Source organism: Polaribacter reichenbachii (assembly GCF_001975665.1).
Taxonomy (GTDB): Bacteria; Bacteroidota; Bacteroidia; order Flavobacteriales; family Flavobacteriaceae; genus Polaribacter; species Polaribacter reichenbachii.
In genome coordinates this window covers 1,697,605-1,712,779 of sequence record NZ_CP019419.1, presented here as the reverse complement: position 1 = coordinate 1,712,779, position 15,175 = coordinate 1,697,605, and the positions used below count along the sequence as shown (strand labels likewise).

The window sequence follows — 15,175 nt, the reverse complement described above, 5'->3', positions numbered from 1 at the left end:
ATAGAATGAAAAAACTACAAATTTTATTATTTTTTAATATTATAATATCAATTATAAGTTGTGATAATAGTAATAATAATCAAAAACCAATTTTTTACACTGTTGGAGATTCTACTGTAAAAAATGGTAAAGGAGATGGTTATGGAGGTCTTTGGGGTTGGGGAGATTTTTTAGAGCAGTTTTTAGACACTACAAAAGTTTCTATAGAAAATCATGCTTTAGGTGGCACAAGTAGCAGAACATATCAAGCCTTGGGGTTGTGGGATAATGTGTATAATAAATTAAAAAAAGGAGATTACGTTTTAATACAATTTGGACATAATGATAATAGTGCTGTAAACGATACAATTAGAGCTAGAGGAACCATTAAAGGTATTGGAAACGAAACAGAAGAAATAGATAACTTGATTACAGGTGTTCATGAAATTGTGCACACCTATGGTTGGTATATAGAAAAAATTGTAAAAGATGCTAAATCAAAAGGTGCTATTCCTGTTATAATGTCTCCAATTCCTAGAAATGTTTGGAAAAACGGAAAAATTCCTAGAAACAATACTTCTTACGGACTATGGGCAAAGCAAATTGCAGATAGAAATGATGTTACTTTTATCAATTTAAATGATAAAATGTCTACAGAATTAGAAAGTTTTGGAGAAAGTAAAGTTACAGGCACGTACTTCTATAAACGAGATCATACGCACACCTCTGCAAAAGGTGCTGCTATGGCATCACAAATAATTGTAAATGAATTAAAAAAATTAAACAATTCTATAAATAAATATTTTTTAGATGATGTTGATATATCGTTACCTAAAAAGCAAAATATTTTCTTGATCGGAGATTCAACAATGGCAAATAATGGAAACGAAAATGCCGTAGGTTGGGGTGTTCCATTTCCTGAATTTTGTGATACTATGCAGGTAAATGTTATAAATAAAGCTAGAGGTGGCAGGAGCACTAGAACATTTATCTATGAAGGTTTGTGGAATAATGCCAAAAAAGATTTTAAAGAAGGAGATATTGTTTTTATACAATTTGGACATAATGATGCTGGCAATATTGATAAAACCAAATTTAGAGGCTCTTTACAAGGTATTGGAAATGAAACACTACAAGTACAAAGAGATTCTATTGTTGAAACTGTACATACTTTTGGCTGGTATTTAACAAAAATGATACAGGATACAAAAAAATCTGGTGCTTTGCCCGTAGTTTTAAGCTTAACTCCAAGAAATGAATGGCCTAATGGAACTGTTGAACAACGCAAAGAGACTTATGTAAAATGGGCAAAAGAAGTAGCAGAGAAAGAAAAAACGATTTATATTGATGTAAGCGATTCTGTTGCTAAAAAATATCAAGAACTAGGAAAAGAAAAAGTAAAAGATTTTTTTCCAAAAGACCACACACATACTGGTTTAAATGGAGCTACATTTACAGCTAAAACAATTGCAGAAATTTTAAAAAAATCTAAAGAGATTGGTTTAAGGGGTGTTATATATTTAGATTAAGTGTACTTAAATGGATTACCTTTTTAAAGGCTATTTAAGGTTTTTAGCTTTGAAAAATAATTTAAACTGCTTTTGCTAAAATAATATTATTTATTTTCTATTTATTTAAAATACATCTAGACTACAAGAGTTTTTTTTCTGCATTACAGTTATTTAGAGCAGCTAGAATATAGATTTTATTATTCTTCATACTTTAAATAATCTTTGTATTAGCTGTGCTTATTTGATGACTATACTCAAAATTAGTGTTAAGAAATTTAATTTAACCTCTTAATTGTTTTTATAAAAACAAAAAATTGACTCAAAAAAAATCGCCTAAAAATTAGTTTTAGGCGATTTCAATTTTAATTAATTAAAATTTATTTTATGATAATCTTTCTGGTTGTTGTACCAACTTCAGTTTTTATTTTAGCAAAGTAAATTCCTGAAGTTTTATTTTTAAAATCTACAACTGTACTCGTATTATTAATGTTTTTTTGAGCAAAAATAGATTTACCAATAATGTTAAACACTTTTATTTCTTCAATTAATTTATCTCCTTTTATATATACTGTTCCATTTGATGGATTTGGATATACAGATAAATCAGATAAAAATTCATCATTAACACCAGCTGTTGCACTTGTTATTTGAATAGGTACAGAAACTAAGCTATTATAATCAAATCCATTAGCTGGTTGTGAACTGTTTGGACGACCTATTTTAAAAGAAACATGAGTCATACCAGTAGCATCAATATCATCTGGTTTTATATCACCTTTCTTTACCAAATGATAAACTACACCTTTGTTACTCCAAAATACTCTAGAGCCAGGAGTATCTTTTGCTCTTCCTGCTAAAGCTGAAACTTCGTTATATAGTACTTCACTTATAAAACAAGGATAACTTGCCCAATTTATAGTATCATCTCCAGTTTTTGCTTTAATTGCATCAACAAATAATTGATAAGGATCTGTTGGGTAGTTTGTACTTGGAGCTAAACCAATTACTAAAAGTGCAGTTTCGTTTGCTTCATTTTCATATACTCGTGTTAACAAACTCATATCATCATTAATAACGTCTTGCACAACCCTTGTAGGAGAAGTTTCATTTTCTATATAAACTGTAGGTATAGCTCTAGAAGAATTAAAATCAGTACCATCATTCATAATAACTTTTATAGAATATGATGTTGGTACACCCACTTCAAAAGCTCCATCTCCAGTATAACCTGTAGATGAATTAGTATCTTCTGTCCAAACTTGAGAATCGTCTTGAAAAACAACAGTTCCTGTAAATCCAGTGGTAATTACTTTGGCTATTCTTGTTCTACCATTAACTCTATTGTCTCCATATGATCTATAAATGTAAACTTCAGCTATATCAGATAATGCCCCTGCATTTTCGGTTATACTAACAGTTAAGGTAACCCCAGTTGGTGTTGCTCTAGTTGTGTACTCTGCATTAAAAACAACTCCTAAGTTGTCTTGAACTGTATTAATTGTCTGTGATAATGCTATTAAAGGTAGCATTGCTAAAAAAAAGATAATGTAATGTTTTTTCATGATGTTAATTATTAATTTAGTTAAAAAAATGATTTTAAAGCAAGATGATTTTTAGAAAATACCATCTTGCTTTTTCTTAGTATCCAGGGTTTTGTTGGTATAGACCTTGTTTAATATTCATTTGAGAAAAAGGAATTGGATATATCAATTTATCCTCAGTAACTGTAATATTTTCATTAATACTTGCAAACCAAGTGTTCATTTCGCTCACTGCCATCTCAGATCTAACTAAAAAATGCCAATACAAACCCTCTCCAACAAATTCACTTCTATATTCTTGTTTAAGTGCTTCTAAAAACTCTTCTTTGGTTGCTCCTATATTAATATCATTTAAACCTGCTCTCTTTCGCAATTCATTTAAACTATTAACTGCTTGCGCATTAGGTCCGTTGTTTTTTAAGTTTAAAGCTTCTGCTTGCATTAGATATATACTAGCAGGTCTAATAATTGGATAGTTATGTGGCCAATCTAATCTACTCAACATACTAGATATTTTATCTTTTTGAAACCATTTTTTTATATAATTATCTTGTTGTTGCAAAAAGAAATTATTTGTATAAATAGTATCAACACTTGCTTCATATCGTAAATCGTCTTGCTTGTTAAAGGAGTCTATTAAGTTTTCACTTGGTCTAATTTGTGGCACACCTCCACTAAAAGGAAATTCTAAAAAATTACTTGATAAGAATAGCGATGGAAAAACTGCACCAATACCAGCAGCACCAGAAATATATTGAACTTCAAAAATGGAGTATGTATTATCATTTTCAGATTTAAATAATTCAGAGTAATTATTTGACCAATTAAAGGCAGGAGTACCCTTTTTTAAAATTAAGTTTTCAAAAAGCGATATTGCTAAATCTAACTTACTGGTATCTTTTGTTGGAAAGCTACCCCAAGTTAAATATAATTCTCCTAGTAAAGCTTGTGCAGCACCTTTTGTTGCTCTTCCAGCTTCATCTGGGTAGTTTTCAGCTAATTTTTCTACGGCAATTAATAAGTCTTCTTCTATAAATTTATAGACTTCTTCTAATTCTGATTGACCTAATTGAGCGCCTTCATCTGGAGAAAGTGTTTCTTTTACTATAGGAATTCTACGAAAAACTTTTGCTAAATTAAAATGAGCATAAGCTCTTAAAAACCTAGCTTCACCTTCACTTTTAGTATTTAACTCTTCATTATCTAATTGTAGCTCTTCTATTACCTCTAAAACTTTATTGGCTCTTGCAACTACAGAATAACCAGATTGCCAAGCGTCTTCTATAGTATTCATTACTTGGGTTACGTTAAATCTAGAAATATCTACTGGATCTCTTTGAGCATTAGAAATACCAAATGATATATTATTAGATCTAACTTCACTTAAGTTGATATTAAAAATTTCTGGAAATGCTCTTAATTCTGAATAGATTCCAATAACTGCAGATTCTAAGTCATCCTCATCTTGAAAAAATTGAGTACTATCAATAGCATTTGGATTTTTTAATTCTAAATAATCTTCACTACAAGAAGCAAAAACACTTGCAATTATGATTATTATATACTTTATATTCTTCATTGTATTCGATTTTTATTAAAACTGTAAGTTTAAACCAAGTGTGTAAGTAGAAGCTAAAGGATAGCCTCCATAATCTCCTCCATTAGTATTTAAAGCTTCTGGAGAAAACCCAATAGCATAATTATCTTGCATAAATAGGTTGTCAGCTGAGAAGTATATTTTTAAACCATCTATTCCTTTAAATAATGTTTTAGGTAAAGTAGCAGAAAGTGTAATGTTTTTAACTTTCCAATAGGTGGCATCATACAACCATCTAGAATCATATAAACCAGAAGTGGTTCCATCTATTCTTGGTGTTACACCATCTCCTGTGTCTGTTTCTGATCTCCATCTGTTTTGCCAATGAGAAGGTCTGTTATGTAAAACAGCTCCTGAAGGATTATCGATTGCTCTTCCTAAAAGACCGTAAACTTCTCCTCCTTGTTGCCCTTGTAATAAAATTGATAAATCAAAAATTTTATAACTAAAAGTATTGGTTATACCCCAGTAAAAATCTGGATTTGGATTACCTACAATAGTGATATCATCTTCATTAATAACTCCATCATTATTTACATCTCTGTATTTTACATCTCCAGGTATAGTATTTGTTCTTGATGGTGAATTATCTACATCTGCTTGATTTTGATAAACTCCAATTGCATCGTACATATAATAAGAAAATGCTGGAGAGCCTACTTTATGTATTTGTGTTCTATTTTGAAAACCTGTTGGAATAGGTGTATTATCTGGTCCAAGAGATTCAATTTCATTTTTGTTATGAGAAAAATTTAAATTAGTACTCCATTTAAAATTATCATTGCTAATGTTTTTGGTATTAAGTTCTACCTCAAAACCAGTATTTCTCATATCTCCGATATTAGCAAAACCACTTGAAAAACCTGTTGTTAAAGCTACAGGAACATTTAATAACATTCCAGACGTTTTCTTATCGTAATAATCAAAAGAAACAGAAAATCTATTTCTTAAAAACCCCATATTTAAACCAAAATTATGAGATATAGTTTTTTCCCAACCTAAATCTGTATTCTCTATACTACCTACAGCATTACCAAAAGCCAAATTATTATTAAAAGAATAATTAGATGTTGCTATATTCCCGAAAGCTCTATACCAAGGAATACTATTATTACCTGTTTCTCCAAAACCATACCTTAATTTAAACATGCTAATAGCATCTAGATTAGACATAAAGTTTTCTTTATCTATTCTCCAACCTAAAGAAAATGAAGGAAAAGTACCCCAAAAATTATTTTTACCAAATCTAGAAGATCCATCTGCTCTTATACTTCCAGAGAATAAATACTTATTATCATAGCTATAATTAACTCTACCAAAATAGGATAGTAATCTATCTTCAGAAAATTGATAAAAACTATTTCTAACATTTGAAGTTGTTTCATTAAATGTAACCAAAACATCATTGACTATTTGATTGTGACTTTGGTATGATCTATCTAACCATCTAGATTCTAATGCACCACCTATTGTAGTACCTATATCATGCTTTCCAAAACTCTGGTTATAATTAATAATACCTTGTACAACATATTTGCTATCTCTTCTTGAATCAAAGCGAGCATCACTTCTAGATCCTTCTGGATCATTAGTATTTCTATTTGTTATACTTGTTGGTATGTATCGATGAAAACTTTTTGAAGCACCATAATATGAGCCATCTATACTAGTATCAAAATTCTCATTAAATTTATATTTTAAAGAAACATTAGACCTTATCGTTAAAAGCTTTTCTTGTTGAAATAATTCTCTCATATATGCAACAGGACTTGTTGTTGAACCAGCCCATTGATATGTTTGATTTGGGTAAAAACCTGTATTTATACCTACACCAGATTCTGTAATAGGCGACATTTGAAGTGCATAATGAACTTGTGCATCTTTACCTGTTACCCTACCTCCATTATTTTTCTGTACTGTTGGTGATAAGTTTAAAACTAAGGATAGCTTATCATTTAATTTTATATTAAAATTAGCTCTTAAATTAAATCTGTTTAAATCAGTATATTTTACAATTCCTTCTTGATTTAGTAATGTACCTGACACGTAAAATTTAACTTTATCTGAACCGCCAGTAGCAGATATTTTTTGTTCATGTATTTCTGCTGCCCTGAAAAGAGCATCCTGCCAATCAATATATTCTAAACCAATTCCTGTTTCCCATCTTGGATCAGACATATAATTTGTGTTTAGAGATCCTCCAAGTTCACTTAAACGAAAGTCATAGCTATCTGTTTCTCTATAATCTAAACCTCTACTAACCCCAAGATTAACCCAAGCTTTATTTTTTACTTCCCTATTAATATCTATCCACTCCTCAGCATCTAAGAGATCGATTCTTCTTTCAAGTGTTTGTATACCAGAATAAACATCTACTTTAAATTTAGTTTTACCCAATTGACCTCGCTTCGTTGTAATAATTACAACACCATTAGCACCTCTAGATCCATAGATAGCTGCCTGAGAAGCATCTTTCAAAACACTAATGGTTTCTATATCGCTAGGCGCAAGGTCAACTATATCATCTGCAGGGAAACCATCTATAACGTATAATGGTTCTGTACCTGCACTTATAGAGGTTCCACCTCTAACAGAAACTTGTATTGGAGCACCTAAATCTCCAGAAGTTGCTCTAACAGAAACTCCTGCCAATTGCCCAGAAAGCGCTTGTTCTACCCTTGTTACAGGTCTGTTTTCAATTGCCTCACTATTTATTGAAGAAACAGCACCTGTAACTGTATTTTTCTTAGCAGAACCGTAACCTATTATAACAACTTCTTCTAATTGACTTGAATCAACAGCTAACGAACAATTAATATAATCAGAGCCATTTATATTTATCTCTTGAGTAATAAAACCTAAATAAGAAACAATAATAGTTTTAGCTTCTTTGGTTATGTTTAGAGTAAAAGCGCCATCAAACCCTGTATATGTTCCCAGTTTAGTTCCTTTTACCATAATTGTGGCACCTGGCAAAGGCTGGTTATCTTCTGCAGAAACCACTTTTCCTTTTATCGTTATTTGAGAAAAAGTAATAAAAGCATAGAAGTTAAAAAGGACTATAAGTAATAATTTTCTATTTTTCATTTAATGTTAAGTAGTTTAAGTAATCGATTACACAAATATAATTCTATAAAACACTTCTACTATCCTGTGCTATACTGCTATAAAAATTGCAAATGATTACTACAGGAAAGAACAGGATAGAAAACTATTTACATAAGAGTATTTTTAATTTAAATTTTGAATTTTATGAAAATTAAATTATTTTTTTTGTTGTTTGTTTTACAAAATACTTTTTGTTGGTGTACAGATTTTTATGTTTCTCCTAATGGTAATAACTCGAATAACGGAAGTATTTCTAGTCCACTTGAAACAATTCAGCAGGCTCAGGAACTAGCAACTTCAGGAGATACTGTTTATATAAGAGGAGGCTCATATAATATGAGAGAAGATCAAATAGCTAGATATAATAGCATTTGGGCTTATGTTACTGAATTAAATAAAGATGGTATTAATTATTTTGCCTACCAAAATGAAAGACCCGTTTTTAATTACAAGAATATAAAACCTGCAAATAAGCGTGTATTTGCTTTTTATATAACTGGAGATAATATTCATATTAAAGGTATAGATATTACAGGAGTACAAGTTACTATTACAGAAGGAAATACACAGTCTGAATGCTTTGAAATAAATGGTGGCAGCAATAATACCATTGAAAATGTAAATATGTATGATAATATGGCTATTGGTGTTTATATAATAAGAGGTAGCAACAATCTTATATTAAATTGTGATGCTTACAGAAATTATGACCCTATTTCGCAAAACGGAACAGGAGGAAATGTTGATGGTTTTGGAGCACACGTTAGAAATGGAGATAAAGGAAATATATTTAGAGGTTGTAGAGCATGGTTAAATAGTGATGACGGTTTTGATACTATAAACTCAGGAGAACCTGTTTTAATAGATAATTGTTGGGCTTTTTATAATGGTTATTCCTCAAATACTGGAACTCTAAATAATTTAGTTAGTCGTGGAGATGGAAATGGTTTTAAAATTGGGGGTTATGGAAAAGGAGGGACTCCTTTTTATACGTTATTGGATCGTTATGCGCCAATTCCTAGAAATACAGTTCAGTTTTCTGTAGCTGTTGGCAACAAACAAAGTGGTTTTTATGCAAATCATCATTTAGAAGGTAATAATTGGTATAACAACACAGCTTATTTAAATAAGAGAAATTATAATATGCTTAATTGTAAAGCACTAAATTCTACAGATTTTGCAACAGATGTAGATGGTTGGAATCATGTTTTGGTAAACAACCTTGGGTTTGGCGCTACTACAGCAGAATTAACAAATATTGATAAACCAAGATGTACTTTAAACAATAACTATTTTGATCTACCTGTTACTGTAAATTCTTCCGACTTTTTAAGTACAGATGTTAACGAATTAATAACAGCAAGAAAACCTGATGGAAGCTTACCAGATATTAATTTTTTAAAATTATCTCCTTCTAGCGATTTAATTGATGCTGGTTATGATAACGGATTTACATACAATGGGTCTGCACCAGATTTAGGTGCTTTTGAATCAGGTCAGGCATTAAGTACAGAAAGCTTTTCGACTAATTCAAAATTTATGAATTACCCAAATCCTTTTAAAAACGAAACAAAAATTGTTTTTACAACTATAGAAAACGAATCAGTTACTTTAACTTTATATACTATTTTAGGAGTTAAAGTTTTAGAATTACCATCGAAAAAATACCTAAAAGGAGAAAATTCAATAATTTTACAAAGAGGTAATTTAAAAAATGGAAATTATATTTTAGTTTTAAAAAATTCTAATAATAAAAGAAAAACTAAAATAGTTTCAATTGAATAAATTTCTTTAAAGCAACAAAAAAAGACACTATAAAAAGTGTCTTTTTTTAGCTTTTTTACACAACTAAGACATATTTAAGAAAGATAAAAAACTTCTGTTAAAGGCATTTCAATAGGAGAATTACCTGTGTTTGTTTCCATAATATCAGCCATATAAGCCCACCATTTTTTTACTAAAGGATGACTGGGTAAGTAAGAAAAGTTAAAATCTTTACTTATTTTTTGAACAGCAAAAAGCGTTAGAGTTTCTTTATCTAAAAAAATACTGTAATCTTTAATACCACTTTCTGATAATAAGTTTTTTAATTCTGGCCAGATTTTATCATGTCGTAATTTATATTCATTTTCAAAACCTGGTTTAAGTTTCATTTTAAAAGCATTTCTAACAAAATCATTTTCCATCTTTAAATTGGTTTAAACATATTACCCTAATTCCTTATTTACAGTTTTATCATCTTTAGAAAATTGATTTTCTAATAAAAGCATCATCTCTTTTGTTTTAATACTATCCTTATTAATAATATTATTTTTTTCTTCAGGATCTTTATCTAAATTGTAAAGTTCATAATTGGCTTTTGAACCATCTTTTTGTCTTTTTCTAATAATTTTATAAGAATTATGAATTAAACTTTCCTGTTTATGACCTCTTACATAAATATCATGTGTTGTTTTAAAATTTGCATTTTTAATGGTTTTCCAAACATCAACACCTTCTACATCTTTTGGTATTTTAGCATTAATTAAATTTAAAATTGTAGGCATTATGTCAGAAATAGAAATATAGTTATTGTTTATTTCTGGGTTTAAATGGTTTTTCCAATACACAATTGCAGGAACTCTAATAGCACCTTCGTAATTAGAGGCTTTCCATTCTTTTAATGGGTAATTACTTCCTAAAACATCATTAGGGCCATGATCTCCATTATATTGATTTTTAGGAAACCAATCTTTCATAGCTCCATTATCACTCATAAAAATAATTATAGTATTTTTTTCTAAATTTTGTTCTTTTAAAATTTTTAATACTTTACCAATACTGTTATCCATATGAGTCATTGCTGCAGCAAAATCTCTTCTAGAATCGTTTTTAATATTATTTAAGTAAGGGGTTTTCCACTTATCTTCTTCTTGTAAAGGAAAATGAGGAGCGCTATATGCCAATTGCATATAGAAATTTTTTGAAGACTCTCTTTTATTAGAAATCCAGTCAATAGCTTCTTCAGTAACAAGATCTGTAGTATGACCTTCTTCTTTAAGCATTAGATCATTTCTATACCAACTCTCATCTCCATTTTTATATTTGTGTGTATATTGATCAATTTGCCCGTGTAAAAATCCGTAGGAATAATCAAACCCGAAAGCATTAGGTCCATTTGAAATATCTAAACCTAAATGCCACTTACCAAATAATGCGTTTTGATAATTTTTTTTATGCAAAACTTGGGTTAATGTTGCTATAGAATCTGGCAATGTTTTTTTGCTTTTTCCACTAATAGGAGCCACAATTCCTATTCTGCTTGCTGGCATTCCTGTTAAAAGAGAAACACGAGAAGGAGAACAAGTTGGATTCACATAAAAACGATTTAATTGAACACCGTTTTTAGCTAAAAAATCAATATTTGGAGTGTTAATTTCTGAACCATTATAACCAACATCATTCCAGCCTGCATCATCTGCAATAATGATTAAGATATTCGGATTGCTATTTTTTAAACCTTCTTTTTTGCATGAAGAAAAAAATAAAAAAATAATTAAAAATTTAAAAATGATTCCGTTTCTTTTAAAATTAGATTTTATTATTGATTTCAATCTTATTATTTTTTAATTTGAATTAAAATATCTGTATCATTATACTCTTTTGGTGAAATTACTAACACTCCATTTTTATACACATCAGTAAGTGTAATATTTTTACCATTAATGGTAACTTTTTTTGGCTTTTTAGCAAGATGAAATTTAGCAGTATAATTTATTTTTTTTCCTTTATAAATACCTTTAGTTTTATGGATATTAAATTTTATTTCTGATTTTAGAACTTCAGATTCGAGAAGAGTAGTATTGTAATTCCCTTCTTTATATTGTAGGGTTTTACCATCATCATTATAAATTGTAAACGTATTTGAAGCGTTTGGGTAAATGTCTAATGTTAACTTAGAAATTTCTTTTTCACCAATATATTGAAGCGTTTCTTGAGTTGGTATTATAGCACCTTCTTTGATGAAAATAGGCAATTTATCTAATGGACATAAAACACTGTAGTGTTGTTTGCCTTGATAAATTTTACCTGTCCAATAATCTGTCCAAGTTCCTTCTGGTAAATAAACAACTCTTGTTTTTGCTCCTTTTTTAGTAACCGGACAAATTAAAAAACTTTCTCCTAACATGTATTGGTCTGTAATATTGTATACGTTTTCATCATTTTGATAATTTAAAACCAATGCACGCATTAAAGGAGCTCCTGAAATATGATTTTCATAAGAATGGCTATACAAATAAGGTATTAAACTGTACCTTAAATCATCGTATTTTTTAAATATTTTAAGGGCATCTTCTCCATAATTCCAAGGTTCTTTATAATTAGGATGTTCCATACCAAACAAATGTGCTATTGGACTTAAAAGACCAAATTGTGTCCATCTGATATACAATTCTGGATCTGCTACATGCTCAAAACCACCCATGCAATGTGCCCAATTGCTAACACCAGAAAGTCCTATGTTTAAACCTGCTTTAATTACAGGTTCAAAATACTGCCACTCACTTGGCCAGTCTCCAGCAAAAATAAAAGGATAGCGTTGTATGCCTGCAAAACCTTCGCGTGTGTTGTTCATTCCTCTTATTCCATTATAATCTTGAAACTTTTCGTAAGCTGCTTTTGCATAAGCTAAAGGAAAAATATTATGTAAGGTTTTAATTTTATCACCTTTTGGACCAGTTTTGTTACTTTCATTTGCTTTTCTCCCAAAAGCACTTCCTTCGTCGGTTTTTAAAAACATAGCACCTTGTTTAGCCACAAGTTTTACGCCATTTTCAAACCACCAATCCACGGCTTTTTCATCAAAAAAATTTACAAATTCACCTGGATTATCTTTCTCAGGATATACAAATCCTTTTTTTCTTGCCTCATCTAATAACCTTAAATTTTTACCATTATCAAATCTTGGTCTTAGGTGAATACCAACCATATTTAGATTTAAATCGTATAAGTCTTTAAACATTTTTTCAGGATCATCAAATGTTTCTCTCCATTCAAAAGAGGTTGCTCCTTTGCCTCCATTTTCGCCAAAAATTCGCCAAGTAGAATCTAGATGTAAGACATCTAAAGGGATTTTTGATGATCTAAATTTTTTAACAAGATTTACAACATATTCTGTAGATGTTTTTTCTTCATGTCCCCAAGTTCCTCCACTGTAAGTTCCTACTTGTAAGCCTAGAGCAAATTTTGGTAAAAGCGGAGATTTACCTGTTATAGATGTATATAGGTCTAAAATTGTTGAAAAATCGGGACCATACATAAAATAGTAATCTAACTCACCACCCTCTGCACTAAATGAATACGTTTCTTTAGCAGTATACCCCATATCAAAAGTAGTTGGGTTTGAGTTATGAAAAAAAATACCATAACCATTAGTACTTATAAAAAAAGGAACTGGGCTATAGTTTGCTTCAAGTACGTTGTAAGCACCTATAATGTGGGGCAATCCAATTCCTCTACCAACATCTAATGTTACTTTTTTACCTCTTCTATCTAAAAAATCCATTCGCTCTCCAAATCCAAAGAAATGTTCGTTTTCTTGCAAGTTTTTATATGAAGTTATTTTTTTATTATTTTTAATGCTTCCATTTTCATTATCTGAAGTAAGTAGTTTTCCTTTTTTATCGTAGAATTCAATTTTAAAAGGATTTTTATTAATATGTAAATCAATTTTAGTTGTGCTAATTAGTACTGAATTTTCATTGTTCTCTAATTGATAATTAACGTTTGGCCAATTATATTTCGTAACCATCCAAGGTTCATTTTCCTCAAATTCACCATCCCAAGCAGTTCTAATTCTAACAATTGATGAAGAGCAAAACTCTAAAATAACTGTAGTATTTTCTGTTTGTATTTTTACTTCATTTTCTTTTTGAGAAATAATTTTTTTAAATGAATTAAACTTTGTCTGAGAAAGAGTAAGTGAAGAAATTATAATAAGGCAAAAAGTTGTAAAAAATTTCATAAAATAGTTGAATTGAAAACTCTAAAATATTTTAAATTATTAGTGTTTGTATCCTGTGCTATGCTGACAGAATTTTCAATTTTATACTACCAAAACAGCATTTAATTCTAAATTTGACAGGACAGCACAGGACAGGATTTTTATTCTATAAACATATTTTTGCCTTAAAATTTTAAGGCATTTAAATTAAATTTAAACTAAATGAAAATATATAATTTTGTACTTTTTCTTTTTACTATTATATTATTTTCTTGCTCTACTAAAACTATCAAAAAGATTCCTGTTTTAGAAACAAGTAAAGAAAGTTCATTAGCTAATATTTGGATAGATGCAGCTACAAATCATAAAATTGAAAAAATTGTAAAAAGAGAAGGTAACAATAGAAGTTTTTATTTTCATAATAATCCTTTTTATAAATCATTAGATGGCAAAGACGATTTAATGATTTTTTCAGGAAGTGTTTCTGATGGAAATCAATTTTTCTCTGTAAATTTAAGAACAAATCAAATAGAACAAGTTACATATAAGAAAGGTAGAAAAAAAGGTGAAATTTTAGGATCCAAAACTAGAAAGGTATTTTATATGATTAATGATAGTGTGTTTTATACTCATTTAGATACTAAAAAAACAGAGTTTATTTATAAGTTTCATGATAGTGTTATTGGCTCAATAACTAGTTTAAATGCAGACGAAAAACTTTTAGGAGGTGCATTAATTACTAAAGAAGAAAATGAAATTCTTAAAAAAAATCCTAAGAAAACAGGTTATTTTGATAAAATTTACGAAGCTAAATTAGAAAGAAGCTTAGTTATTTTAGATGTTAACTCAAAAAAACTAGAACAAATTTACTCAGAGAATGCATGGTTAAATCATATTCAATTTTCACCAACAAATCCAGATGTCTTAATGTATTGTCATGAAGGGCCTTGGCATAAAGTAGACAGAATTTGGAATATACATATCAAAACAAAAGAAAACAAACTCATTCATAAGAGAACAGTAGAAAGAGAGATTGCAGGTCACGAATTTTTTAGTCCTGATGGAAATACCATCTGGTACGATTTACAAGTTCCAAGAAGTGTAACCTTTTATTTAGCTGGTAAAAATATAGAAACTGGTAAAGAAACGAGATATGGATTAAAAAGAGACGAATGGTCTATCCATTATAATATAGCTCCAGACATGAAAACTTTTGCTGGTGATGGTGGAGATGAAAGTCAGGTAGCTAGAGCAAAAGATGCAAAATGGATTTACCATTTTATACCAAAAAATGATAGTTTAGCTGCCACTAAATTGGTAAATATGAAAAACCACAATTATGATTTAGAACCAAATATTCATTTTACACCAGATGGAAAACAGCTAATTTTTAGAGCAAATTTTGAAGGATCTACACAGATATATAGGGTAAACCTTCAAAAAGAACAATAATCTT

General features: G+C 29.5%; 9 protein-coding genes. 3 read left to right on the top strand and 6 right to left on the bottom strand.

Features of this window, described 5'->3' with window-relative positions; all coding sequences use genetic code 11:
* Positions 1-5 precede the first annotated feature (5 nt).
* Complete coding sequence (locus BW723_RS07085; protein ID WP_068356882.1) at positions 6-1,508, top strand: rhamnogalacturonan acetylesterase; 1,503 nt, start codon at positions 6-8, stop codon at positions 1,506-1,508.
* A 359-nt stretch (positions 1,509-1,867) separates the two neighbouring features.
* Here BW723_RS07085 and BW723_RS07080 read toward each other — a convergent pair whose 3' ends face one another.
* The 3 genes from BW723_RS07080 to BW723_RS07070 form a co-directional block, all read right to left on the bottom strand.
* Positions 1,868-3,052, bottom strand: coding sequence for a T9SS type A sorting domain-containing protein (locus BW723_RS07080; protein ID WP_068356885.1), 1,185 nt, complete (start codon positions 3,050-3,052; stop codon positions 1,868-1,870).
* 76 nt (positions 3,053-3,128) lie between these two features.
* A complete protein-coding gene (locus tag BW723_RS07075; RefSeq protein WP_068356889.1) occupies positions 3,129-4,610 on the bottom strand; it encodes a RagB/SusD family nutrient uptake outer membrane protein in 1,482 nt (493 codons plus the stop codon).
* A 15-nt stretch (positions 4,611-4,625) separates the two neighbouring features.
* Entirely contained in the window at positions 4,626-7,715 is a 3,090-nt protein-coding gene (locus BW723_RS07070) for a SusC/RagA family TonB-linked outer membrane protein (RefSeq protein WP_068356892.1), read from the bottom strand.
* A 165-nt stretch (positions 7,716-7,880) separates the two neighbouring features.
* On the opposite strand from BW723_RS07070, the gene BW723_RS07065 reads away from it, so the two are divergent.
* A complete protein-coding gene (locus BW723_RS07065; protein ID WP_068356895.1) occupies positions 7,881-9,521 on the top strand; it encodes a right-handed parallel beta-helix repeat-containing protein in 1,641 nt (546 codons plus the stop codon).
* Positions 9,522-9,595: 74 nt separating this feature from the next.
* Here the strand turns inward: BW723_RS07065 and rhaM are convergent, their stop codons facing one another.
* From rhaM to BW723_RS07050, 3 genes are read right to left on the bottom strand one after another with little or no spacing between them, the layout of a single operon-like run.
* The gene (gene rhaM, locus BW723_RS07060) at positions 9,596-9,922 is read right to left on the bottom strand and encodes an L-rhamnose mutarotase (RefSeq protein ID WP_068356898.1); all 327 of its coding nucleotides are present in this window, start codon (positions 9,920-9,922) and stop codon (positions 9,596-9,598) included.
* A gap of 21 nt (positions 9,923-9,943) precedes the next feature.
* Entirely contained in the window at positions 9,944-11,329 is a 1,386-nt protein-coding gene (locus BW723_RS07055; protein ID WP_226789233.1) for a sulfatase family protein, read from the bottom strand.
* 5 nt (positions 11,330-11,334) lie between these two features.
* A complete protein-coding gene (locus BW723_RS07050; RefSeq protein WP_068356901.1) occupies positions 11,335-13,740 on the bottom strand; it encodes a glycoside hydrolase family 31 protein in 2,406 nt (801 codons plus the stop codon).
* A 201-nt stretch (positions 13,741-13,941) separates the two neighbouring features.
* Here BW723_RS07050 and BW723_RS07045 point away from each other — a divergent pair, with 201 nt between their 5' ends.
* Positions 13,942-15,171 (top strand): oligogalacturonate lyase family protein, encoded by a 1,230-nt coding sequence (locus tag BW723_RS07045; protein WP_068356904.1) that lies wholly within the window; start codon positions 13,942-13,944, stop codon positions 15,169-15,171.
* Positions 15,172-15,175 lie beyond the last annotated feature (4 nt).

Bases quoted from the DNA above. Each gene is read 5' to 3' on its own strand.
- BW723_RS07085 (WP_068356882.1), top strand. From the start codon at position 6: ATGAAAAAACTACAAATTTTATTATTTTTTAATATTATAATATCAATT.
- BW723_RS07080 (WP_068356885.1), bottom strand. From the start codon at position 3,052: ATGAAAAAACATTACATTATCTTTTTTTTAGCAATGCTACCTTTAATA.
- BW723_RS07075 (WP_068356889.1), bottom strand. From the start codon at position 4,610: ATGAAGAATATAAAGTATATAATAATCATAATTGCAAGTGTTTTTGCT.
- BW723_RS07070 (WP_068356892.1), bottom strand. From the start codon at position 7,715: ATGAAAAATAGAAAATTATTACTTATAGTCCTTTTTAACTTCTATGCT.
- BW723_RS07065 (WP_068356895.1), top strand. From the start codon at position 7,881: ATGAAAATTAAATTATTTTTTTTGTTGTTTGTTTTACAAAATACTTTT.
- rhaM (WP_068356898.1), bottom strand. From the start codon at position 9,922: ATGGAAAATGATTTTGTTAGAAATGCTTTTAAAATGAAACTTAAACCA.
- BW723_RS07050 (WP_068356901.1), bottom strand. From the start codon at position 13,740: ATGAAATTTTTTACAACTTTTTGCCTTATTATAATTTCTTCACTTACT.
- BW723_RS07045 (WP_068356904.1), top strand. From the start codon at position 13,942: ATGAAAATATATAATTTTGTACTTTTTCTTTTTACTATTATATTATTT.